Below are 22,322 nucleotides of genomic sequence, written 5' to 3' on the forward strand. Positions count from 1 at the left end.
TTTTGGATTTTAAAGAGCATATTCGTGTGATTCCGGATTTTCCGCAGGAAGGAATCAGTTTTAAAGATATTACAACCCTGCTGCAAAATGGTGAAGCCTACAAGCAATCGATCGAAGAGCTGAAAAAGCTGGTCAAAGAACTGAAAATCGATGTGATTGCCGGACCGGAAGCACGCGGTTTTGTCGTTGGAGCGCCGCTGGCTTACGCGTTGGGCGTAGGTTTTATTCCTATTCGTAAAACAGGCAAGCTGCCTTACAAAACCATCCAGGCCGAGTATGCACTGGAATACGGCAAAGATGTGCTGGCTATGCATGTGGACGCAATTCAGGAAGGCCAGAACGTACTGATCGCGGATGATCTGCTCGCAACAGGCGGCACGATCGCAACCTGTGTTGACCTGATCCGTCAAGTCGGCGGTAATGTGGTTGGCGCAGCTTTCATGATCGAGCTGCAGGATCTGAATGGCCGTGAGAAACTGCCGGATGTGGAAGTATTCACACTGACACAATATCCGTTCTGATCGGGAATTTCCCGGGGAATGACAGCTGTCTCTGATCCGTACGGCTTGACGTACAACAGAGCATAGATTGTCGACCAGCTGGTAAACAGCAGAAGCGGAAATGTATACACGAATAATTTGGAAAGAGCATAAAGCTGGAGGTGTCCTCTGCTTTATGCTCTTTTTTGCTTCCTCACTATATTTCTCGCAGGTTCGTATCCGGAAAGGTCTTGTGCAGCTGCGTCCTAGCACTGGAATGAATAATAGGTAAAGGTAGAAATCGGTACGTTTATGAGACGTAAAAGTAATGCATTATGTTGAAGCAGGTATGCAAGAAGCTATCCTGATCTCAAATTCCATTTTTCGAAAATCACCTTTTTTGGCGTTTTTTGAACAAAAATGACCGAAAATCGCCTTTTTCCTGAAACTGTCCTGCATCCGGTACGTATAGTGTAGAGAGGCATGGCATGGGTGTGACAGTATGAATGCATATCCTATGACAATGTTAACTTAGAGAAAAAGGAGGGGAAAGTATGGCTATTATTCGTGAGACGGACTTGCCCGGTATTGGAAGGAAATTTATGGTGGAGACCGATGATCGCGAGAAGGTGGCGATCGTTGTACATGAAGATGGCAAACGGGAGGTCTACCATAGCTCTCCGACAAGCCCGGACGATCATGAGCTGGTGATGACGCTCAATGATCGGGAGGCCCGTCAGGTGGCCAGCATTATCGGTGGCATGAGTTACCAGCCGACTGCGCTGGAGCAGGTGGAATTATCGATTTCCAAATTGAGCATCGAATGGTACAAGCTCCGGAAAGGTATGAACTGTATCGGTAAAAGTATTGGTGAGCTCGCTATTCGTGAGAATACAGGAACTGTGATTATCGCCAGCCTGGAATCGGTACAGCAGAAAATCAGTCCCGGGCCGGAGTACGTACTGCAGGATGGATACACACTGGTCATTGCCGGTGAGCGCAATGATATTCAGTCGCTGAAACAGCTGCTTGAGAGAGGGGGCGGCTGAGTATGGACTACATCGTATTTGAAATCGGAATCGCTGTACTGCTCGTTGCACTGTCAGGGCTGCTCGCTTCCAAGCTGCGCTTCTCGGTCGTCCCTTTCTACATTCTTGCAGGGATGGCCGTCGGTCCGCATGCTCCGGTATTCGGGATTGTGGACTTCCGGTTTATCCAGAGTGCGGAACTGATCGAATTTATGGGCAAAATCGGTGTCATTTTCCTGCTGTTCTATCTGGGACTCGAATTCTCGGTAGGTCGGCTGGTCAAGGCAGGACGCTCGATTGCCATAGGCGGAACCATTTATATCGGCATTAACTTTACGCTGGGTCTGCTGTTTGGCTGGCTCACCGGATTCGAGCTCAAGGAAATTCTGGTGATCGCCGGTATTACGACCATCTCATCCAGTGCGATCGTTGCCAAGGTGCTGGTGGATCTGAAGCGTACCGTCAACGCGGAGACGGAAATGATTCTCGGCATCATTATGTTCGAAGATGTATTCCTCGCCGTCTATCTGTCGGTTCTGTCCGGACTGCTGCTCAGTGGAGCGACTTCGATTGGTGGCATTCTGCTGTCTGCCGGAATAGCACTCGGGTATATGCTGCTTATTCTTATCGTCGGACGCAAGGCCGTGCCGCTGCTGAATAGGCTGCTAAATATTCCGTCCAATGAAATATTCATGTGTGTTATTTTTGCGGCACTGTTCCTGATTGCCGGGTTCTCCGAAACGATCCACGTCGCTGAAGCGATTGGCGCGCTGCTGGTCGGGCTGGTACTCGCCGAGACTTCGCATATGCACCGGATCGAGAAGATTATTTTACCGTTCCGTGATTTCTTTGGTGCTCTGTTCTTTTTCAGCTTTGGATTAACGATTGATCCGCTGTCGCTGGGAGGCAGTGCGATATGGCTTGCCATTGGAGCAGTCATCGTGACCATGATCGGCAACTATACGGCCGGGATGCTGGCCGGCAAGACAGCCAACCTTTCCCCGCAGGCTTCAGCGAATGTCGGGCTGACCATTATGTCACGTGGAGAATTCTCCATCATCGTCGCCAATCTGGGTGCAGCAGGCGCACTATCCGGTATATTGCAGCCTTTTGCCGCGATCTATGTATTGATACTGGCAATTCTCGGTCCGCTGCTGACCAAGGAGTCCAAATTCATTTATAAAGGAATAGCCAAAGTATTCCGGCTTCACAAGTAAATTTCCATCACCAGAGACAGAAGCAAATTATTTTCCTATAATGCGTAAGCCGAGGTGACTTCATGAATTCGGCGCAGAAGTGATTCTGAAATGATCGTATTATAAGAAAATCACTTGCTTGGGATGGTTCGCTGAACCAGGATATCCCAGGGGGAAATGCAATACAGATACAACGAATGATTGAACCGATCCTGAAAAAGTGAGCAATATAATGAAAAGTGAATCATACCAAATAAAATCAGACCAAAGGCGCTGACGGTAATTACCGCTGAGCGCTTTTGGTCTGGTTTATGGTGAGAAATATATACTGCGAGTGAATGAAAGAAAATGTTCTGCTCTGCCCAGACCATAACACTCCATAAAAACCATCCATAAAACAGTTATTTAAAAAGCAACATATACCAACCAGATCATCCGCTCTGTCCCGCCCGTTCATGCTCCAGCAGCCAGCTCTTGCGCGTCAGTCCGCCGCCGTAGCCGCCAAGTTCACCGCTTGTATTAATTACACGATGGCAGGGGATGATGATCGCGAGCTGATTGGCCCCGTTGGCCTGTGCTACCGCGCGAAAGGCAGTAGGGCGGTTCAATGCACGCGCCAGATCGAGATAAGAACGTGTCTCGCCCGGCGGAATGTTCATCAGCAGCTGCCATACACTTTGCTGAAAAGGCGATCCCATCAGGGCCAGTGGGGTCTGGAACCTCTTCAGATCCCCGGCAAAATAAGCCTGTATTTCCTGCTCGATCGATTGTATCGGTTCTGTCATACCGGGGATGATCGCCATACGTGTACGCTGGCGCAGCCGCTCGACTTCACGTTCCAGTCCGCGCCGGTCAATAAATTCCAGCAGATACAGTCGATGTTCGTCAGCGATCGCCATCATCGGTCCGAGCGGCGTATCAATCCATGCTGCCCGCAGTATAGCACCTTCGGTGATCTGCGTAGGTGCAGCGCCCATAATACGGGAAAAGGCATCGCGGAAGCCGCTGCTTGATTCGTACCCGCTGGACAGCTGGCTGTCGATCACGGTTTGCCCGGAGCGAATACTTTTGAGTGCCAGTCCCATACGGCGGGCACGGGCATATTCCACAAAAGTCATGCCGAACCGCTTTTTGAATTGACGGCGTGCCGTAGACTCATCTACTGATAAGGCCTGGAAGTCAGCCATTCTCCAACGCTTGTCCGGCTGCTGCTCGACCGCTTCGACCAGCAGTCGCACGATATCGGATACCTGATTCGGGTGCGAAAGCGGACGGCAGCGCTGGCAGGGACGGTAGGAGGCGAGCAGTGCCTGCTGCGCATTTCCAAAAAACTCGCAGTTCTCGAATTTGGGCTTTCTCGCTGGGCAGGTAGGTCGGCAGAATACACCGGTTGTTCGGACGCCGACATAGAACAATCCTTCATACTTCGAATTTTTCTCCAATAAAGCTTGGTAATATTCATCGTCGCGTGTAATGGGATTCATCAATACACCTTCTTCTTATCAATGTGGGATGGCTCTATTATAACCTGTGCTGCTGCGATCCATCGCCGAAATTCAGGCATTGATATTGATATGGTTATAGATAGAAGATTATTCTGGAAAGCTTACAACAAAAAGACTGCCCTCTAAAAGGACAGTCTTTTTTTGGCTTGCCGATTCATTCAGCCCAGGTATTCCATTTGCTTACACTGCTGAATACCTGAATACCCGAATACCCGATTGCCGATAACCGGACGAATCAATCCGGAATTTTTGCCGGAGGGGACTCTTCATTTTTGTCATTGGACAAGCCTGTCACTTGCAAAATGCGGAAGAACAGACTGAGCAGGATACCGACGATAGTCGCCAGTGCCATTCCTTTGAGCTGTACAGAACCAAGCGTAATCGTTGCGCCGCTCAGGCCGGTAATCAGTACGACTGTGGTCAGCAGCATATTTTGCGCTTTGGAGTAATCGACCTTCTGCTCCACCAGAATGCGCAGACCGGAAGCGGCGATAACGCCGAACAGCAGCAGTGACACGCCGCCCATGACCGGAGCCGGGATCGCTGCTACCGTACCGGTGAACGTACCGGAAAAGGAAAGCAGAATCGCGATGACAGCTGCGCCGCCAATTACATAGACCGAATAGACACGTGTCAGAGCCATTACACCGATATTCTCACCGTAAGTGGTATTCGGTGTAGAACCGACAAATCCGGACAGGATGGTCGATATCCCGTTCCCCATCAGGGAGCGGTGCAGTCCGGGGTCTTTGGACAGATTTTTGCCGACGATATTGCCGGTAACGAGCAGATGACCGATATGTTCGACAATAACGACTAGTGCGACCGGAATGATCGTCAGAATAACCGACCAGTTAAACGAAGGCGTCACCACATGCGGTACCTGCAGCAGACTGGCGCTGCGAATCGCTGTCGTATCGATCAGCCCCAGTGGGAAGGAGAGGGCATAACCCACTACAATACCGATCAGAATATGTATAATTTTGGGGAAGCCGCGGAAAGTAACCGCACCGATCAGCGTCACTCCGAGCGTAACCAGGGACAGCGTAATCACTTTCATATCCGGCGTCCATGTCGCTGCATCGGCACCTGCCGGTGCGATAAAGCCGGCCATCTGCGCCGCTACCGGAATCAGCTCCAGACCGATCAGTGCGACGATTGCTCCCATCGCTGCCGGTGGAAACACGATATCAATCCAGCGTGTCCCGGCAAATTTTACAATCAGGGCCACGATGATAAAAATAATGCCTGTGACGATAAAAGCACCCAGTGCAAGCGAATAACCGGCGTCATTATACCCGTGCTGTGTCAGTACGAGTGAGACCGGTGCAATATACGCAAAGCTGGAACCGAGATAGGCAGGAATTCTCCCCCGACAGATCCAGATATACAGCAGTGTCCCGATGCCGTTCATGAGCAGAATCATCCCCGGATCGACCTTGAACAGATTGGGCACCAGTACCGTACTTCCGAACATGGCAAAAAGATGCTGCAAGCTTAACAGCAACCCGGGCCCGAGCGGCAATTTCTCATTTACCTGAATTTCACGCTGCAATGTATCCACTCCTTCATATCTATATTTCCTCTTCTCTTCGTTGCATCCTTAATAGCTTAAAGAGTTTGCATGGTTTTTTCAATAACGATTTTCAAAAGGGGGTCAATTCTTTATGAACCCTTCATTTAATACGGTTGACGCGGCTATGCGCAAGAGGCATAATTATAGGAAACCCCTTTCCGGGACCTGTTGCCGCAGCAAGCATGAACAGGTTCCATTTTGAATTTTCATGCGGCCGAAGCCTGATGTATACAGCAGCAGCTTCTGAACATGCTTGTAATAAAGGACAACCATTTCGCTAAATATTCGGCTTTTACCCTGTAGAGAGTATAGTAATTCTACATGTTACCTTATAGATACAGACCATTTTCATTACATTTAAGGCAAGAGAGCCTTGAATGTTATTCATGAATAGAAAGGATACGACAACGATTCCATGGGCATAGAGCGATTACTTGAAAAGGCGTCCGCCTACATTAAAGAGAAGGATCTTGAACGCATCAAAGAAGCCTATGAGTTCGCCGATCAGGCCCATCATGGACAGGTGCGTAAATCTGGAGAACCTTATATTTTGCATCCATTGGCAGTTGCAGATATTGTCGTCGGCATGGAGATGGACACCATCTCCATCATTGCGGCGCTTCTGCATGATGTTGTTGAAGATACCACCGTATCCCTGGAGGAAATCCGCAGCCGGTTCGGCGATAATTGTGCGATGCTGGTCGACGGTCTGACCAAGCTGGAGCGGATCAAGTTCCGTTCCAAGGAAGAACAGCAGAACGAGAACTACCGCAAAATGTTTATCGCGATGGCGCAGGATATCCGCGTCATCGTGATCAAGCTGGCGGATCGTCTGCACAATATGCGTACGCTCAAGTTCCAGTCCGAAGAGAGCCAGCGCCGTATTGCGTATGAGACGCTGGAGATTTTCTGTCCGGTCGCTCACCGTCTCGGTATTTCCGCGATCAAATGGGAGATGGAGGATATCGCACTTCGTTATCTGAACCCCCAGCAGTACTACCGTATTGCCAACCTGATGCACAAAAAACGTGCAGAACGGGAGCAGTACATCGAGAACGTCATTGACCGTATTCGCGAGAAACTCAAGGAAATGGGCATTGAAGCGGATCTGTCCGGACGTCCGAAGCATATTTACAGCGTCTATCAGAAAATGACAACCAAAAACAAGCAGTTCAATGAAATCTATGATCTGCTGGCGATCCGGATTATCGTCGATAATATCAAAGATTGTTATGCAACACTCGGTATTATCCATACCTTGTGGAAGCCGATGCCCGGCCGATTCAAAGATTATATCGCCATGCCCAAAACGAATATGTATCAGTCTCTGCACACGACGGTGGTCGGCCCTACGGGAGAGCCAACCGAAGTGCAGATTCGTACATGGGATATGCACCGCACCGCCGAGTTCGGTATCGCGGCCCACTGGGCATACAAGGAAGGCTCCACTGGCGGCAATATCGAGAATAAGGTTCCTTTTTTCAAGGAGATTCTGGAGCTGCAGCATGAAGCACAGGACGCTTCGGAGTTCGTGGAATCCCTCAAAATGGACTTTTTCTCTGATCTCGTGTTTGTATTTACACCAAAAGGCGAAGTGATCGAGCTGCCCAATGGCTCGGTTCCGCTCGATTTTGCCTACCGGATTCATACCGAAGTCGGTAACCGGACGATCGGTGCCAAGGTCAACGGCCGGATCGTACCGCTCGATCACCGTCTCAAGACCGGTGATATTATTGAGATTCTGACTTCCAAGCATTCCTATGGACCCAGCCAGGATTGGCTGAAAATCGCGCAGTCTTCCCATGCACGCAGCAAAATCAAGCAGTGGTTCAAAAAGGAAAAACGTGAAGAAAACGTACAAAAAGGCCGGGATGCGCTCGAACGCGAGATGAAGCGTCTCAACCTCGAAGCTTCCGTCTGGCTGACCGATGACAAATTGTCCGAAGTCGGCAAGAAATTTGCTTTCCATGATATCGAGGATATGCTGTCCGCCATCGGATTTGGCGGTATCACCGCTGCCCAGATCTGTACGCGTCTGACCGAAAAGATGCGCCGAGAGCAGGAAGAAGCGAGCATTATCGAGCTGACTTCCCAGATCAAGGAAGTGAAAAGTGCGCCGGAACAGCAGAAGCGCAGCCGTCCGACCCATGGTGTCAGCATCAAGGGTGTGGACAATCTGCTCGTTCGGTTTGCACGATGCTGTAATCCGGTACCGGGCGACGATATTGTCGGCTATGTTACCCGCGGTCGCGGCGTCTCCATTCACCGGAGCGACTGTACCAATGTACCGGATGTGAGCGACAACAGCGAAGCGGCACGCATCATCGAAGTGGAATGGGAATCTGCAGTGGAAGCAAATTACAATGTGGATATCGAGATTACCGGTCATGATCGCCGTGGACTGCTCAATGAAGTACTGCAGACCGTTGCAGAGAGCAAGACCAATATCTCTGCCGTCTCCGGACGCTCCGATAAAAACAAAATGGCCATGATCCATATGACCATCATGATTCGCAATACCGATCATCTGCAGTCGGTCGTGGATAAAATCAAGCGTGTGCAGGATGTCTACACCGTGCACCGTATTATGCAATAAACCGCTTTTTCAGTGAATGACAGTTTGAACAGAGGAGCCAATCCCGGCAGCATAGCGGTGATTGGCTCCTTTGCTACATATCCATATACACAGCAGAGGAGAATGGGAAAATGAGAGTGGTTATTCAGCGCTGCAAGCAGGCGTCCGTTACGGTAAACGAAGAAATAGTCGGCCAGATTGGCATAGGATTGATGGTACTGGTCGGTGTAACACATGGAGATACAATCGAGGATGCTCGCTATCTGGCAGGCAAGGTCGCGGGAATACGCATTTTCGAAGATGAGCAGGGAAAAATGAATCTGGGATTATCCGATATTGGTGGACAGGTGCTGTCGGTATCCCAGTTCACTCTGTATGGAGACTGCCGTAAAGGCAAACGGCCGAGCTTTATTGAAGCCGCCCGTCCGGAGCAGGCAATTCCGGTGTATGAAGCATTCAACCAGGCACTGAAGGAACAGGGACTGGTTGTGGAACAAGGCATATTTGGCGCAGATATGGATGTGTCACTAACCAACTGGGGACCCGTGACCCTGATTATCGACAGTCCTGTCAGAGCAGACGGGCAATAAACCGGATCTGTACAGGTCTGTTCAGTGAAAGCTGCTGGATGTTTGTAGACAATAATGATTCTGCATATATCCACCTTGTGATCATGGTTTAAGCTTATGTACGATATCCCATCAATGCGCCAAGCAGCTATAATTTGATTAAAACACAGCAAAAAAGGTCTCTCTGAATTTTATACATTCAGCGGAGACCTTTTTTGTCTGGATTGCTCCATGTAAGTAAGTTGTGGTTTTGCCAAACAGCTCATTCCTTTACGCTTATGCTTACGTTTACGCTCTTGTAGTAGTGTCGGTTCTTGTATTTCTTGAAGACGACAGAAATTTAAGGCAATACAGTGCACACAGACCTACAACAACATAGATGATTCGGGACAAAATAGATTCTTGTCCACCGAAAATGGAAGCAACGAGGTCGAATTGGAAAAGACCTACCAGCAACCAGTTGATACCACCGACGATCAGCAGGATCAGCGCAATCATGTCCAGAGTTCTCATTAGAATTCACCTCCTGTTATGTTAGATGTTAGCAGTCGTTGACAATGTTAATATACCCGATTGTGGAGCTGCGAATCATTTCTGTATAACTGTTTAGATTTGCCACGGAATCGGGTAATAACAGAGCGGAAACCTCTATAGTATGCAAGTAGAGGAACAGGATCACACTAACCATAAGCCTTGAAAGGAGAACTATTCCAATGAGCAAAATCGCCTTTTTATTAGCAAATGAATTCGAAGACTCCGAAATGCAGGTGCCTTATGATGAACTGAAAAAAGCAGGCCATGAAGCGGATATCATCGGTCTTGAAAAAGGCCAGAAGGTAACCGGTAAAAATGGTAAAGCCGAATATACAATTGAAAAAGCAATCACCGAAGTAAATGCATCCGATTATGATGCTTTGGTAATTCCGGGCGGTTCTTCACCGGAAGCGCTGCGTCTGGACCCGAATGTACTGAACTTTGTTACCGAAATCAACAATGCCAAGAAAACCATCGGTGCGATCTGCCACGGTCCACAGATTCTGGCAAGTGCCAACCTGCTGGAAGGTCGTACGATCACTGCTTATCCACCGCTGAAAGTGGATATGATCAATGCGGGAGCAACATTCAAGGATGGGGAAGCTATCGTTGATGGCAACTTTATCACGTCTCGTACACCGGATGACGAGCCTGCATTTGTACGCGAACTGTTGAAAGTTCTGTAATTTAAAAGTGTGGTAAAAGGTATTGTTTTGATCGTCTCTGAGAAGAATGTACTTTTATTTTCGTAAGCCTATCAAATAAATACTGGGCAGAAGAGAATTCTGCGTACAGTAAGGAGGCCATTATTATGACCAAGCATATTCAGGCTTATTTCCGTACCGAAGATCAGGCAGAAAGTGCCAGAACGTCCGTCAGTACCTATGATGTGAAAAATCTGGAAGTCGGTCGTCTGGACAAGCAGATCAGTCAGGGCAGCCGCGTCATGGTTCCACTGCTGCCGTTAAATGCAGGTGCAGGTGGAGTTACAGGTAATTCCGCAGGTGTATCCGGCGGAGCAGGGCCGGGAACGATTATCCCGCCGACTGCGATTATCGACAATGACGGCAAACGCAATGAAGTGACTGACGATGACTCGGCAGCCAGCCATGATAATGACGATACCGATGCATGGAGTGCCATCAACGCAACAGACAAGGACTATGATGATCTGAAATATGTACTGTCTGCCACAGTGATGGAATCGGATGTAGAAAATGTCGTGCAAAAGCTGCGTACGAACAATGCATTCGTGGAAATCCTTGAGTAGTCGACAGCCGCTTGAATAGATGATCCCAAAAGGGAAATGGGTTCATGGTCATCTGCTGTTGAAGATGTTCCTGTACTAAGGTCTTTACACAGGTTTTACCTATTGTAATGGAACTGTAATATAGGAAACATCTTATTTTAACAATGATATCCTATAATGAACCCATGACCCCCTTTTAACATACTATGTTGGCCTGCAGCCCGTTGCTGCAGGTTTTTTCTTTGCTTTTTTATGGTTTGGAAGCCAGCAGGATTTGCCAACTTGTATGAAAAGTGTTGACTTTAGCACAGCGGTTCATTAAAATCGTTAAATATAACATCGTTCTGACTTTGCTGCTGGCAAAGCAGATGTCGATGATTGTGTGTTTAAATGAATGATTCATGGACGGGAAAAGTACCACCGATAACGGACAGTTCCTTTTTGGAAAAGAGAGGCATTCCCCTGGGCTGCAAGGAATCCCTGAACGACGGTGCGAAAAGACCTCCCCGAGAACATGATGTGAAAGATGGAAAAGCGTGCACGAGGAGAGCAGACACTGCTCGCTGTTGTGTCGGTATCCGGTTACCTGATGGATCAGGTAAATTCGCTTTTGGAATCCAAGTAACCTCATGCGTAGTCAGCGGGCGTTAACCGCTTAATGAAGCGAATGTATACTGGTGGAATGGCCTGGAATGCCGTATTGCCGCTGTATTTGCTATCGGATGATCACAGGATTCGATAGATACAGAGTATGCGGTGCCGTCAGTACGGTTGCATTCGAAATGTGGGTGGCACCACGGGTGAATGGTAGATAACCAGTCCCTCGTCCCTGTTTGTAATGAACAGTGACGTGGGGCTTTTTTGTGTTCCCATAGAGAGATCACTGGATCAGTTGAATAAAGGAGGATGGATTATGGCATTTCAAAAACCGACAGGCACACAGGACTTCTTGCCGGGCAAGGTAGAGAAGTGGCAGTATGTCGAAGAGAAAGCAAGAGATTTGTGCAGACGGTTCAATTACCGGGAGATCCGCACACCGTTATTTGAACAAACCGAGCTGTTCCAGCGCGGTGTAGGCGAGACAACGGATGTGGTACAAAAGGAAATGTACACCTTTGAAGATAAAGGCGGCCGCAGTATGACGCTGCGTCCGGAAGGAACAGCCGGTGTGGTACGTGCCTATGCAGAGAACAAGCTGTATGGCGAGCCGGATGTGACCAAGCTGTATTATATGGGCCCGATGTTCCGTTATGAGCGTCCGCAGGCAGGACGTTATCGCCAGTTCCACCAGTTCGGCGTAGAGGCATTCGGTTCGGTAGATCCAGCGATTGATGTGGAGATTATCGCGCTTGGCCTGCAGTTTTTCAAGGAACTGGGGCTGCAGGGCGTGACAGTCGAGATCAACTCGGTAGGTACTTCGGAGACGCGTGCGGCCTACAACGAAGCGCTGCTTGGCTTCCTGCGTCCGATGAAGGATACGCTGTGCAGAGACTGTCAGCAGCGGATGGAACGCAACCCGATGCGTGTGCTCGATTGCAAAGTGGATCAGGATAAATTTGTCGGTGCTCCGTCTATTCTGGACAGCCTGGATGAAGAGAGCCGTGCATACTTCCAGCGGGTACAGGATTATCTGACAGCGATGGATGTGGAATTTACAGTCAATGAACGTCTTGTGCGTGGTCTGGATTATTACACACACACCGCCTTTGAGTATAAAGCCGAAGGCATCGGTGCGATCGATACGATCGGTGGCGGCGGGCGTTATAACAAACTGGTCTCCGAAGTGGGCGGCCCGGAACAGCCGGGTATCGGCTTCGGTATCGGTCTGGAGCGTCTGCAGCTGATTCTGGAAAGTCAGGGTGTGGATATCCCGGCGATCAAGCCGCTGGATGTCTATCTGGTAGGACTCGGGGAAGCGGCAGAACAGGAGACGGTTCGCCAGCTGTTCAAGCTGCGTACACTGGGCTTCTCGGCAGAACGGGATTACCTCGGACGCAAAATGAAAGCACAGATGAAATCGGCTGATCGCTTCCATGCCCGTTATACCGCCATTCTCGGTGACGATGAATTGTCCAAGGGCGAGATTGCGCTGAAATGCATGGATACCGGCGAGCAGCAGACCGTGAAGCTGGATGAGCTTGCTGACCATCTGAAATAAAAAAGTACAGGATAGATCCATATACTTCATTATCGATAATTAAAGGAGACTATAATATGTTAAGGACTCACAAATGCGGCCAATTGACCGCTGCGAACATCGGCGAGACAGTAACACTGAACGGATGGGTACAGACCCGCCGTGACCTGGGGGGCGTACTGTTTATTGATCTGCGCGACCGCAGCGGATTGGTACAGATCGTATTTAACCCATCATTCTCCGGGGACGCACTTCAGGTAGCAGACCGTGTACGTAGTGAATACGTACTGGCTGTCAAAGGTGAAGTAGTACGCCGCGAAGAAGAGACGATCAACCCGAATATGGAAAATGGTGATATTGAAGTACGCATTACCGAAATCGAAGTGATGAACGCAGCGAAGACACCTCCATTCTTTATTGAAGATGGTGTGGAAGTGGACGAATCCCTGCGTCTGAAATATCGTTATCTGGATCTGCGTCGTCCAGAAATGCAAAAAACACTGATGCTGCGCTCCAAAGCAACCAAAATTTTCCGCGACTTCCTGGACGAGAACGGCTTTATCGATGTGGAGACACCGATTCTGACCAAGAGTACGCCGGAAGGTGCCCGTGACTATCTCGTACCAAGCCGTGTGCATGAAGGTGAGTTCTACGCGCTGCCGCAATCTCCGCAGATCTACAAGCAGCTGCTGATGGTGAGCGGACTGGAGCGTTACTACCAGATCGCCCGTTGTTTCCGTGATGAGGATCTTCGTTCCGACCGTCAGCCGGAATTCACCCAGGTCGATATCGAGACTGCCTTTATGGATCGTGACGAGCTGCTGGGCATGATGGAGCAGCTGATGGTGAAGCTGTTCAAGGAAACGATCAATGTGGATATCCCTGTACCGTTCCAGCGCATTACCCATGCGGAAGCGATGGACAAATACGGTTCGGACAAACCCGATCTGCGCTTCGGGCTGGAACTGGTAAATGTCAGCCATATCGTGGCAGGCAGCGGTGCCAAAGTATTCGCATCCGTAATCGAAAAAGGCGGCGAAGTCAAAGTACTGAACGCCAAAGGCTGCGGTACATGGACACGCAAGGAAATCGACAGCCTGGAGCCGTATGCGAAGCGTTATGGCGCCAAAGGTCTGGCATGGATCCAGATCAAGGATGGCGAATTCAAAGGTCCTATCGTCAAATTCCTGAGCGAAGGCGAAATCCAGCAAATCCGTGAAACGACCAATGCCGAAGAAGGCGATCTGCTGCTGTTCTCCGCAGATACCAAACAGGTGGTTGCGGATGTACTCGGCGCAATGCGTGTGAAAATCGGCCGCGATCTGGGTCTGATCGATGACAATGTATACAAATTTGCATGGGTCGTAGACTTCCCGCTGTTCGGTTACGACGAAGACGCCAAACGTTATGTGGCTGAACACCATCCGTTCACACGTCCTTACGAAGAAGATCTGGAACTGTTCAACACTGATCCAGGCAAAATCCGTGCTCAAGCATACGATATCGTTCTGAATGGCTACGAAGTGGGCGGCGGTTCCCAGCGTATCTACAAGCGCGAACTGCAGGAGAAAATGTTCGAAATGCTTGGATTCACACCGGAACTGGCACGCGAACAGTTTGGTTATCTGATGGATGCATTCGAATACGGTACACCTCCACACGGCGGTATCGCCTTCGGTCTGGACCGTCTGATCATGCTGCTGGCAGGACGCACGAACCTGCGTGAGACGATCGCTTTCCCGAAAACGGCGAGCGCTACCGATCTGCTGATGAACGCTCCGGCACCGGTAGATGGAGCACAGCTCGACCAGCTGCATATCCGTCTGGCACCGCCAAAGCCAGTGGTAGATAAAAACTGAGGCGGGTAAATACCCATTAAGCACGATCACCAGAATCATCTTCTGCTGCAAAGGTGTGATGCACCATTTGCAGCAGTTGTTTTGTGTAGAGCACGAAACACAGTACAGAAAATGAAAGGAGCGAATAAGGATGTTGAACCAATTTTCACGTACCGAGCTGGCTTTTGGACCGGAAGGTATTGAAGTGATGAAAAATAGCACCGTCGCTGTGCTCGGCATCGGCGGCGTCGGTTCGATCGCCGTCGAAGCACTGGCCCGTACCGGTGTCGGCAAAATCATTCTGATCGACAAGGATGTCGTTGATATTACCAATATCAACCGCCAGATTCATGCCCTGACGACAACAGTGGGACAGAAGAAAGCGGATCTGATGGTCGATCGGGTCAAGCTGATTAATCCGGAATGTGAAGCGATCGCGCTCAATATGTTTTATACCGAAGAGACGTATGAGGAGCTGTTCAAATACGATCTGGATTATGTGGTGGATGCTTCGGATACGATTATCTACAAGGTGCATCTGATCAAGGAATGCCTGAGACGCAAAATTCCGATCATCTCCAGCATGGGTGCTGCCAACAAAGTGGATCCGACACTGTTCCAGGTTGCCGACATTTCCAAAACGCATATGGACCCGATTGCCCGTGTCGTGCGTACCAAGCTGCGCAAAGATGGTATCCATAAAGGGGTCAAAGTCGTTTTCTCCACCGAGCAGCCGAAAAAGCCGCGTCAGGATGTGACCGAGAAGATCGTTCCCGACAATGCACCGGAAATTCGCAAAGCCCAGCAGCCGCCGGCAAGTAATGCTTTTGTGCCGCCAGTGGCCGGCTTGATTATGGTAAGTGTGGTTGTCAAAGAGATGCTTGCCAAGCACGGAATTGAAATTTAATTTTAATTTTCCGGTAGTCGGATTGGTCCGCTGCCCCAGGTTATTGAAGCGTGCCTGTCCATTCGCGGAAGGCACGCTTTTTGATTGGAAATGATTCGAAGCTAATCATAAGAGAGAGGGAGTTATATGATGCGTGAGAAGTTACAGCGGATGCTGGGCTTTATGCCGGATCGTGATGTGCTGCGTAAAGAAATACTGGCCGGTGTGGTAGCTTATTTTGCCGTCGTCTATATCGTGCTAGTCAATGCCACGATTCTGTCTGACGCGGGTATACCGCTCAAGGCGGGAATGGCGGCGACGCTGCTCATTTCCATCGTCAGCTGTCTGGTGATTGCCTTTCTCGGCAAGTCGCCGATTATCGTCGTGCCGGGCATGGGGGTCAATGCCTTTTTCACCTATACGCTTGTAAGGTCGATGGGACTCAGCTGGCAGGAAGCACTGATGGTCGTTACGGTATCTGGCCTGCTGTTTGCGGTGGTTGCGTTTACTTCGCTGCACCGGATTATCAGCCAGGCGATACCGGCGATTCTGCAGCTGGGCATCACGGTTGGGATCGGGCTGTTCCTGACCTTTGTCGGTCTGCAAAAAAGTGGGATTGTGATTGCTCACCAGACGACATTTGTCGCCATCGGTCATTTTAATGACCCGCCGGTCATCGTCTCCTGTCTTACACTGGTGGTCGCTGTAGTGCTCGTGATCCGCAATGTGCCGGGCGGGCTGCTGATCAGTATTCTGTTCGGAACGATTATGGCGCATCTGCTCGGTGTCGGCAGTGCTGCCGATATTGGTGAAGGCAGTGTACTGTCGGCGTATTCATCGGTATTTGGCGCCTTTACGCTGGAGGGATTGGTACGTCTGCCGTTCTGGATCGCGGTGTTCCTGCTGCTGCTGATTCTTGTATTTGAAAATATCGGCCTGATCGGTGCGCAGACCGATATGGCCAAGCGTCCGGAGACGTTCAAGGGCAGCCTGCGGGCACTGTCCATCTCCAACATTCTGGCCGGTGTGATCGGCTCCAGTCCGACGGTGGCGGCTGCCGAATCGACTGCCGGTATCGCAGCCGGTGGACGCACAGGCATCACGCCGCTGATTACGGCGGTACTGTTCGGAGCGACATTTTTCTTTATCCCATGGCTTGGCTATATTCCCGACAGTGCGCTGGCACCGGTGCTGATCGTGATCGGGGCGATGATGACCCAGGCGATTCAGGAGATCAAGTTCAGCAATTTTGCCGAATCGTTCCCTGCGTTTCTGATCATCGTCATGATTCCGTTCACGTACAGCATTGTGGATGGCATGGCGTTTGGGTTTATCGCCTATCCGATCGTCAAGCTGGCACAGGGCAAAGGCAGGGAAGTGCCGAAGATTCTGTATGGAATTGCTGTGCTGTTCCTGGCCAACTTTGTCGTGAATGCACTGCTGTAGGGATAAACAGGCAGTGTACCGAATGAGGGAATGCCCAGGAAACGCCGGTTGATGCGTATTTCTGCTGGCATTTCCATTCTTGCTGTGATATATTAAAATTCCTTTGTTCATGGTAAAAACTATAAACAGAAGCGCTAACATACAAGAGTACATCAGGCAGAACCTCGCCATATCGGCTGTGGGGATGCCTGGTGTGCTCTTTGCTTGTTATTGCCGGACAAAGAGACTAAAGCAATTCTTAGGAGGTAACTGAAATTGGAAAAGGATTTTCAAAGTGCCTATCAAGAAGAGAAGGACAAGCTGCAGCACACACTGGATGAGGTCGATGCACAGCTGAACAGGCTGCGGCAATTTCCCGTCTATACCGGACACGACTTTACCGAACAGGTACTGGAAGCCGGTCGTGAACAGCAGCGTCAGACTCTGGCAAAAAGCGCACGTGAACCTTATTTTGGACGGCTTGATTTTGCGGAAAATGGCAGCGGTGCACGTCAGCCGCTCTATATCGGCAAAGTAGGCGTCGGCAAATCGGAGATTGATGACCAGCCGCTCGTCGTGGACTGGCGCGCACCGATTGCCAGCCTGTTTTATTCCTTTACCGGCGGGGAAGAGATGGCGGAGTATGAATCTCCGGAAGGGCTGATTCAGGGCCTTGTCTATCTGAAGCGCAATATTGTGATCCGTCAGCGGCTGCTGGAGCGGCTCGCGGATACATACGACCGGGAGAGCACCGAGCCTGTCGTTACCGATGAATTCCTCGTCTACCGACTGGGAGAAAATAAAGACAACAAACTGCGGGATATCGTCTCCACGATTCAGGCAGAGCAGGACCGGATCATCCGGGCGGTCAAAAATACCGCACTGGTCATCCAGGGCGTTGCCGGCAGCGGCAAGACGACGGTTGCCCTGCACCGGCTCGCCTTCCTGCTGTATCAGTATCAGGAGCAGGTATCCGCAGAGAAAATGATTATTTTTGCACCGAATAATATGTTCCTCGATTATATCTCGGAAGTGCTGCCGGAGCTGGGTGTCGGCGATATCCAACAGAGTACATTTGCCGACTGGGCACAGAGCATTCTGGAGAGCGATATCCGGCTCGTGCCTGCCTCGGAGACGTATGAATACTGGTTCGAATCACCGGATCGGCCAGAAGTCAGCGAAGAGACGCCTTCCCGGTTGAAGGGATCGATTGCCTTTATGCAGCTGGTGCGGCAGTTTGTCGAGCTGCTGGAAAATACCGCTGTACCGGATATGGACTTCAGCCCATGGGATGGCGCCGTACTGACCCGGGCCGAGATTATGGACTGGTTCAGCAATGAATACCGTCACTATCCGCTCGCCAAGCGCAAGGAACGGGTCATCGCCCGTATTCATCGCTGGGTCGAAATGAAGCTCAAAAAAGCTCCCTCGGAAGCGATCCGCAAGGAGCGCAAGAAAAAAGCGGGACAGCGCGAGAAATCCTATGCCAACAAATGGCCGAAATATGAACCGCTGGCTCTCTACAAGCAGCTGTTCAAAACCGGCAAAATCACCGGCAATGCAGACAGCCTCGCTGTAGTGTGGGAGCAGATTCCGGCGCCTATCCTCAAAAGCGTATCGGCCGAGCTCAAAAAAGACCGGATTACCGATGAGGATCTGCCGGCGCTCGTCTATATTCATACCCTGCTGAACGAAATGGACGGCAGCCGCCGGTTCGACCATGTGGTCATCGATGAAGCGCAGGACTTCTCGCCGTTTCATGTGGCACTGCTCAATCAATACGTACGCGGCAGTTCCTTTACCATTCTGGGCGACCTGTCCCAGGGCATTCATGCCTACCGTGGCGTTCATGCCTGGGAAGAAATGAGCAGTCTGTTCCCGGCGGAAAATACCGATTATTTCCCGTTAACCCGAAGCTACCGGTCGACGATGGAGATTATCGAATTTGCCAATATTATTCTGGAGCGCGGGGTACGCAACGGCATTACGGCTGTACCAGTCTTCCGCAGCGGTGATCCGGTCCGTCTTCTGCCTTGCCCGGTTGATAACCGAACCGATGTCGTGATCGAGCACTGGCAGCAGCTGCAGGCCAAGGAATATCGCACTACAGCGATCCTGACGCGCACATTACGCGAAGCACGGGAGCTGCATGAACAGCTGACCGCCGCCGGTCTGGACATCCACCTGATCGACGGAGGCAAAGCGACGTACCAGGGCGGCCATTCCATCCTGCCGGTCTACCTGTCCAAAGGACTGGAGTTCGACGCTGTCATCGTCACCGATGTGGACACTGACCATTACCGAAGCGACTCCTGGGATGCCAAGCTGCTCTACGTCGGTTGCACACGTGCCCTGCACGAACTGTGGCTGCTGCACGGAGAAGAGCTGCCGGATTATGTCACTGCCGAAGCTGACGACGCAGCAACAGAATAATCTGCAATACAGATCAGTCTTTACACTATTTCTCTACCCGGGCTTGTCGGTCAAGAGGTTCCAGTTCCCACTGGAGCCTCTTCTTTTTCATTTATGCGCTTCAGTGGTAAAATATATAGGTTGAAGGCTAATCCGTATAGCTGCGATGTGAATGTCAACGATGCAGAATTTAACTGAAAGAAAGTCATTCTGAAAGTAGCTTTGAGAGTGATTTCACTACATTCCTACCCACAACGTATATCCAAGCACATAGCGCAGGGAAAAGAATTTCATCTTAGACCGACCTTTAAGAAGGGAGATTGACCGCTGCGAGCGGTTGTTCAGGATTCCCATTCTTAACCGGAGGTCGTGATGGAACCTCTTCCTGGAGCGATTGAATTATATACACCACTAAATCAAAGACAGGATGTGACCCCTTTATGGATTTGTTCTCCTTTAACGAGAATACCAATGCCGGCGCAGACGGTATGGGCGTGCTCGCAGACCGGATGCGTCCGCAGTCGCTCGATGAATATATCGGCCAGGAAGAGATTGTCGGACCAGGCAAGCTGCTGCGCCGGGCGATTCAGGCAGATCAGGTCACCTCGATTATCCTGTATGGCCCGCCCGGATGCGGTAAAACGACGCTGGCGCATATCATTTCCAAGCATACCCAGGGGGAATTTGTCCGTCTCAACGCCGTGGATGCCACCGTCAAGGAAGTCCGTGAAGTGATCGAACGTGCCCAGACGAACAAGTCGCTGTATGGCACCAAGACGATTCTGTTTCTGGATGAGGTACACCGGTTCAACAGCTCCCGTCAGGACGCGCTGCTGCCGGCGGTCGAGAAAGGCACAATTATTTTTATCGGGGCGACGACCGAGAATCCGTTTCATTATGTCAATGGCGCCCTTATGAGCCGCTCAACACTGTTCCAGCTGCAGCCGCTGACCAAGGAACACTCGCTGATTGCCATGCGTCGTGCACTGGCAGACGAGCAGAAAGGTCTGGGCTTTATGAAGCTGCAGGTGGATGATGCGGCGCTGGAGCACATCGCTTCAATGGCCAACGGTGATATCCGCCGCGCCCTGAATGCACTGGAGCTGGCCGCATTGACTACGCCGCCCGAAGCAGACGGTACCATTCATCTCACGCTGGAGGTGGCGGAGGAGTCGATCCGTCGTCCTACCGTGCGAGCGGATGAATCGACCCAGTATGACGTATTGTCCGCTTTTCATAAAAGTATCCGCGGGTCCAGTGATGCAGCGCTGTTCTGGTTCCTGTATGCGGTCGAGAAGCTGGGCATGGACCCGATGACCTTTATCCGCCGCCTGATCGCGGCCAGCAGCGAGGATATCGGTCTTGCCAACCCGCAGGCGATGGTACAGGCACTCGGCGCACTGGATGCGTACCGGACGAACGGCTGGCCGGAAGCCAAACTGAATATTGCGCAGGCGATTCTGTTTGCGGTCGAGAGTCCCAAGTCCAATGCCGTCTATACCGCCATCTCCCGGGCCATGTCCGCGATGGACGAGATCAAGTCTGCCGAGGTGCCGCTGCATCTGCGCGATACCCATTACAAAGGCTCCGCCCAGCTCGGCCATGAAGGTTATAAATATCCGCATAACTTCCCCAATCACTATGTGGATCAGGAGTATCTGCCCAAAAATCTGGCCCGCCGTGTATTCTACAAAGCCACCGATCAGGGCAATGAATCCAAAATCCGGATCAATCAGGAACGGCGACGGGGAACCACATAGGTCTGACTGTCTGGCTGTATGATTGCGCTATCTGCTGTATTGCCGGTATTCGTCTCGGATACCTGTTAATAGGATTGCCCCCGAATCCGATGGGACCATTTTATACAGGCATACAGGCATACAGGCATACAGGCATACAGGCATACAGGCATACAGGCATACAGGCATACAGGCATACAGGCATACAGGCATACAGCAGCAGAGCTCACCGATGATGGGGAGACCACATTGGCGTTTACACTCATCATGGAATGAGCTATATTGTAAATAACTGAATCGGTGATGGAGTTCACCGTTAACCGCTGTAATTTCAATCAGCTGATGACTCCTACCTGTTGAGCCGCGATGTGAGCCGGTTCTGTTCAGGTAGGAGTCATTTTTTATGGAAAAGGGGAATGGATGATGCTGTATGTACTTGTAGCTGTATTTGGCGTACTCGGAGCGGTATGTCGCTATCTGGTTAGTGTGCTGATCCCGAATCATGGCTTTCCGGTGGCGACGCTGGTGATCAATCTGGCAGGATGCTTTTTGCTGGCAGTGATTATGAAGTATCTGTCCCGGCTGCCGCAGTTTTCACCGATGTTGATTACTGCGATGGGCACCGGATTTGTCGGTTCATTTACCACATTTTCGACGTTCAGTGTGGAGAGTATCCAGATGATCGAGAAGCAGTGGTATGGACTGGCCGCGCTGTATATGATCGCCAGTCTGCTGGGCGGACTCTTGGCTTCACGGCTTGGGTTTTACCTGAGCGAACGATGGCTGTCCCGCAGGGAGGCGCCGCATGTTCATTAACATTTTACTGGTTGCGGGTGGAGCGGTATTGGGTGTGCTGGCGCGGCTGCTTTTGTCCAACTGGATGAAGCGCAGATGGCCGATGGATTTCCCGCTGGCGACATTTCTGATTAACAGTACAGGTTCGTTTCTGCTCGGGCTGCTGGTCGGTTCGGGAGCAGAGCAGCATATCCAGCTGCTGATCGGTACCGGATTCATGGGCAGCTTTACCACCTTTTCCACGTTCAAGCTGGAAAATATTGAACTGCATTTACAGCAGAAACATGCGACCCTGTTCAGCTATCTGAGCCTGTCCTATGTATGCGGCATTGTGCTGGCGGGTCTGGGGCTTATGCTTGGTCATCTATATTTATAAAAG

At 50.7% G+C, this 22,322-nt stretch carries 18 protein-coding genes and 1 riboswitch; of the genes, 15 read left to right on the forward strand and 3 right to left on the reverse strand.

All coding sequences use genetic code 11. The annotated features are described in order from the left end of the window. Window positions 1–2 precede the first annotated feature (2 nt). The 3 genes from WH45_RS05450 to WH45_RS05460 all read left to right on the forward strand — a co-directional run bounded on the left by WH45_RS05450 (window position 3) and on the right by WH45_RS05460 (window position 2,724). Window positions 3–521, forward strand: coding sequence for an adenine phosphoribosyltransferase (locus WH45_RS05450; protein WP_046213387.1), 519 nt, complete (start codon window positions 3–5; stop codon window positions 519–521). Between the two features lie 512 nt (window positions 522–1,033). Further along, entirely contained in the window at window positions 1,034–1,528 is a 495-nt protein-coding gene (locus WH45_RS05455; protein WP_046213388.1) for a cation:proton antiporter regulatory subunit, read from the forward strand. Window positions 1,529–1,530: 2 nt separating this feature from the next. Further along, window positions 1,531–2,724: a cation:proton antiporter gene (locus WH45_RS05460; RefSeq protein WP_046213389.1), complete on the forward strand. Its 1,194-nt coding sequence runs from the start codon at window positions 1,531–1,533 to the stop codon at window positions 2,722–2,724. A 410-nt stretch (window positions 2,725–3,134) separates the two neighbouring features. On the opposite strand, the gene WH45_RS05465 is transcribed toward WH45_RS05460, so the two are convergent. Next, on the reverse strand, window positions 3,135–4,187 hold the full coding sequence (locus WH45_RS05465) for a bifunctional transcriptional activator/DNA repair enzyme AdaA (protein WP_046213390.1): 1,053 nt from the start codon (window positions 4,185–4,187) through the stop codon (window positions 3,135–3,137). Window positions 4,188–4,443: 256 nt separating this feature from the next. Then, window positions 4,444–5,763: a uracil permease gene (uraA, locus tag WH45_RS05470; RefSeq protein WP_046213391.1), complete on the reverse strand. Its 1,320-nt coding sequence runs from the start codon at window positions 5,761–5,763 to the stop codon at window positions 4,444–4,446. A gap of 436 nt (window positions 5,764–6,199) precedes the next feature. On the opposite strand from uraA, the gene WH45_RS05475 reads away from it, so the two are divergent. After that, a complete protein-coding gene (locus WH45_RS05475) occupies window positions 6,200–8,380 on the forward strand; it encodes a RelA/SpoT family protein (protein WP_046213392.1) in 2,181 nt (726 codons plus the stop codon). 110 nt (window positions 8,381–8,490) lie between these two features. Beyond that, on the forward strand, window positions 8,491–8,949 hold the full coding sequence (gene dtd / locus WH45_RS05480) for a D-aminoacyl-tRNA deacylase (protein WP_046213393.1): 459 nt from the start codon (window positions 8,491–8,493) through the stop codon (window positions 8,947–8,949). Between the two features lie 267 nt (window positions 8,950–9,216). Here dtd and WH45_RS05485 read toward each other — a convergent pair whose 3' ends face one another. Further along, a complete protein-coding gene (locus WH45_RS05485; protein ID WP_046213394.1) occupies window positions 9,217–9,441 on the reverse strand; it encodes a DUF378 domain-containing protein in 225 nt (74 codons plus the stop codon). 200 nt (window positions 9,442–9,641) lie between these two features. Between WH45_RS05485 and WH45_RS05490 the strand changes: the two genes are divergently transcribed. The 10 genes from WH45_RS05490 to crcB (WH45_RS05535) all read left to right on the forward strand — a co-directional run bounded on the left by WH45_RS05490 (window position 9,642) and on the right by crcB (WH45_RS05535) (window position 22,319). Then, window positions 9,642–10,148, forward strand: a complete 507-nt coding sequence (locus tag WH45_RS05490; RefSeq protein WP_046213395.1) for a type 1 glutamine amidotransferase domain-containing protein — start codon at window positions 9,642–9,644, stop codon at window positions 10,146–10,148. Between the two features lie 125 nt (window positions 10,149–10,273). After that, window positions 10,274–10,732 carry a hypothetical protein gene (locus WH45_RS05495; RefSeq protein WP_046213396.1) on the forward strand — a complete coding sequence of 153 codons (459 nt, stop codon included), beginning with the start codon at window positions 10,274–10,276 and terminating at the stop codon, window positions 10,730–10,732. An 892-nt stretch (window positions 10,733–11,624) separates the two neighbouring features. Next, window positions 11,625–12,869 carry a histidine--tRNA ligase gene (gene hisS / locus WH45_RS05500; RefSeq protein ID WP_046213397.1) on the forward strand — a complete coding sequence of 415 codons (1,245 nt, stop codon included), beginning with the start codon at window positions 11,625–11,627 and terminating at the stop codon, window positions 12,867–12,869. A 56-nt stretch (window positions 12,870–12,925) separates the two neighbouring features. Further along, complete coding sequence (aspS, locus tag WH45_RS05505; RefSeq protein ID WP_046213398.1) at window positions 12,926–14,707, forward strand: aspartate--tRNA ligase; 1,782 nt, start codon at window positions 12,926–12,928, stop codon at window positions 14,705–14,707. 130 nt (window positions 14,708–14,837) lie between these two features. After that, window positions 14,838–15,593: a tRNA threonylcarbamoyladenosine dehydratase gene (locus tag WH45_RS05510; protein WP_046213399.1), complete on the forward strand. Its 756-nt coding sequence runs from the start codon at window positions 14,838–14,840 to the stop codon at window positions 15,591–15,593. Between the two features lie 129 nt (window positions 15,594–15,722). Further along, window positions 15,723–17,018, forward strand: coding sequence for an NCS2 family permease (locus tag WH45_RS05515; RefSeq protein WP_046213400.1), 1,296 nt, complete (start codon window positions 15,723–15,725; stop codon window positions 17,016–17,018). Between the two features lie 255 nt (window positions 17,019–17,273). Then, window positions 17,274–19,430 (forward strand): HelD family protein, encoded by a 2,157-nt coding sequence (locus WH45_RS05520; RefSeq protein ID WP_046213401.1) that lies wholly within the window; start codon window positions 17,274–17,276, stop codon window positions 19,428–19,430. 419 nt (window positions 19,431–19,849) lie between these two features. Beyond that, the gene (locus WH45_RS05525; RefSeq protein WP_046213402.1) at window positions 19,850–21,169 is read left to right on the forward strand and encodes a replication-associated recombination protein A; all 1,320 of its coding nucleotides are present in this window, start codon (window positions 19,850–19,852) and stop codon (window positions 21,167–21,169) included. Between the two features lie 269 nt (window positions 21,170–21,438). Continuing rightward, a riboswitch (Fluoride riboswitch) is annotated at window positions 21,439–21,507 on the forward strand. 64 nt (window positions 21,508–21,571) lie between these two features. Continuing rightward, entirely contained in the window at window positions 21,572–21,964 is a 393-nt protein-coding gene (gene crcB / locus WH45_RS05530; protein WP_046213403.1) for a fluoride efflux transporter CrcB, read from the forward strand. Next, window positions 21,954–22,319 carry a fluoride efflux transporter CrcB gene (gene crcB, locus WH45_RS05535; protein WP_046213404.1) on the forward strand — a complete coding sequence of 122 codons (366 nt, stop codon included), beginning with the start codon at window positions 21,954–21,956 and terminating at the stop codon, window positions 22,317–22,319. Before crcB (WH45_RS05530) ends, crcB (WH45_RS05535) begins: the two co-directional genes overlap by 11 nt. Window positions 22,320–22,322 lie beyond the last annotated feature (3 nt).

Origin of the sequence: Paenibacillus wulumuqiensis, assembly GCF_000971965.1 — a bacterium.
GTDB classification, from domain to species: Bacteria; Bacillota; Bacilli; order Paenibacillales; family Paenibacillaceae; genus Saccharibacillus; species Saccharibacillus wulumuqiensis.

Bases quoted from the DNA above. Each gene is read 5' to 3' on its own strand.
- WH45_RS05485 (WP_046213394.1), bottom strand. From the start codon at position 9,441: ATGAGAACTCTGGACATGATTGCGCTGATCCTGCTGATCGTCGGTGGT.
- WH45_RS05525 (WP_046213402.1), top strand. From the start codon at position 19,850: ATGGATTTGTTCTCCTTTAACGAGAATACCAATGCCGGCGCAGACGGT.
- WH45_RS05510 (WP_046213399.1), top strand. From the start codon at position 14,838: ATGTTGAACCAATTTTCACGTACCGAGCTGGCTTTTGGACCGGAAGGT.
- WH45_RS05460 (WP_046213389.1), top strand. From the start codon at position 1,531: ATGGACTACATCGTATTTGAAATCGGAATCGCTGTACTGCTCGTTGCA.
- aspS (WP_046213398.1), top strand. From the start codon at position 12,926: ATGTTAAGGACTCACAAATGCGGCCAATTGACCGCTGCGAACATCGGC.
- dtd (WP_046213393.1), top strand. From the start codon at position 8,491: ATGAGAGTGGTTATTCAGCGCTGCAAGCAGGCGTCCGTTACGGTAAAC.
- WH45_RS05455 (WP_046213388.1), top strand. From the start codon at position 1,034: ATGGCTATTATTCGTGAGACGGACTTGCCCGGTATTGGAAGGAAATTT.
- crcB (WP_046213404.1), top strand. From the start codon at position 21,954: ATGTTCATTAACATTTTACTGGTTGCGGGTGGAGCGGTATTGGGTGTG.
- WH45_RS05465 (WP_046213390.1), bottom strand. From the start codon at position 4,187: ATGAATCCCATTACACGCGACGATGAATATTACCAAGCTTTATTGGAG.
- WH45_RS05495 (WP_046213396.1), top strand. From the start codon at position 10,274: ATGACCAAGCATATTCAGGCTTATTTCCGTACCGAAGATCAGGCAGAA.
- WH45_RS05490 (WP_046213395.1), top strand. From the start codon at position 9,642: ATGAGCAAAATCGCCTTTTTATTAGCAAATGAATTCGAAGACTCCGAA.
- hisS (WP_046213397.1), top strand. From the start codon at position 11,625: ATGGCATTTCAAAAACCGACAGGCACACAGGACTTCTTGCCGGGCAAG.
- WH45_RS05515 (WP_046213400.1), top strand. From the start codon at position 15,723: ATGCGTGAGAAGTTACAGCGGATGCTGGGCTTTATGCCGGATCGTGAT.
- crcB (WP_046213403.1), top strand. From the start codon at position 21,572: ATGCTGTATGTACTTGTAGCTGTATTTGGCGTACTCGGAGCGGTATGT.
- WH45_RS05475 (WP_046213392.1), top strand. From the start codon at position 6,200: ATGGGCATAGAGCGATTACTTGAAAAGGCGTCCGCCTACATTAAAGAG.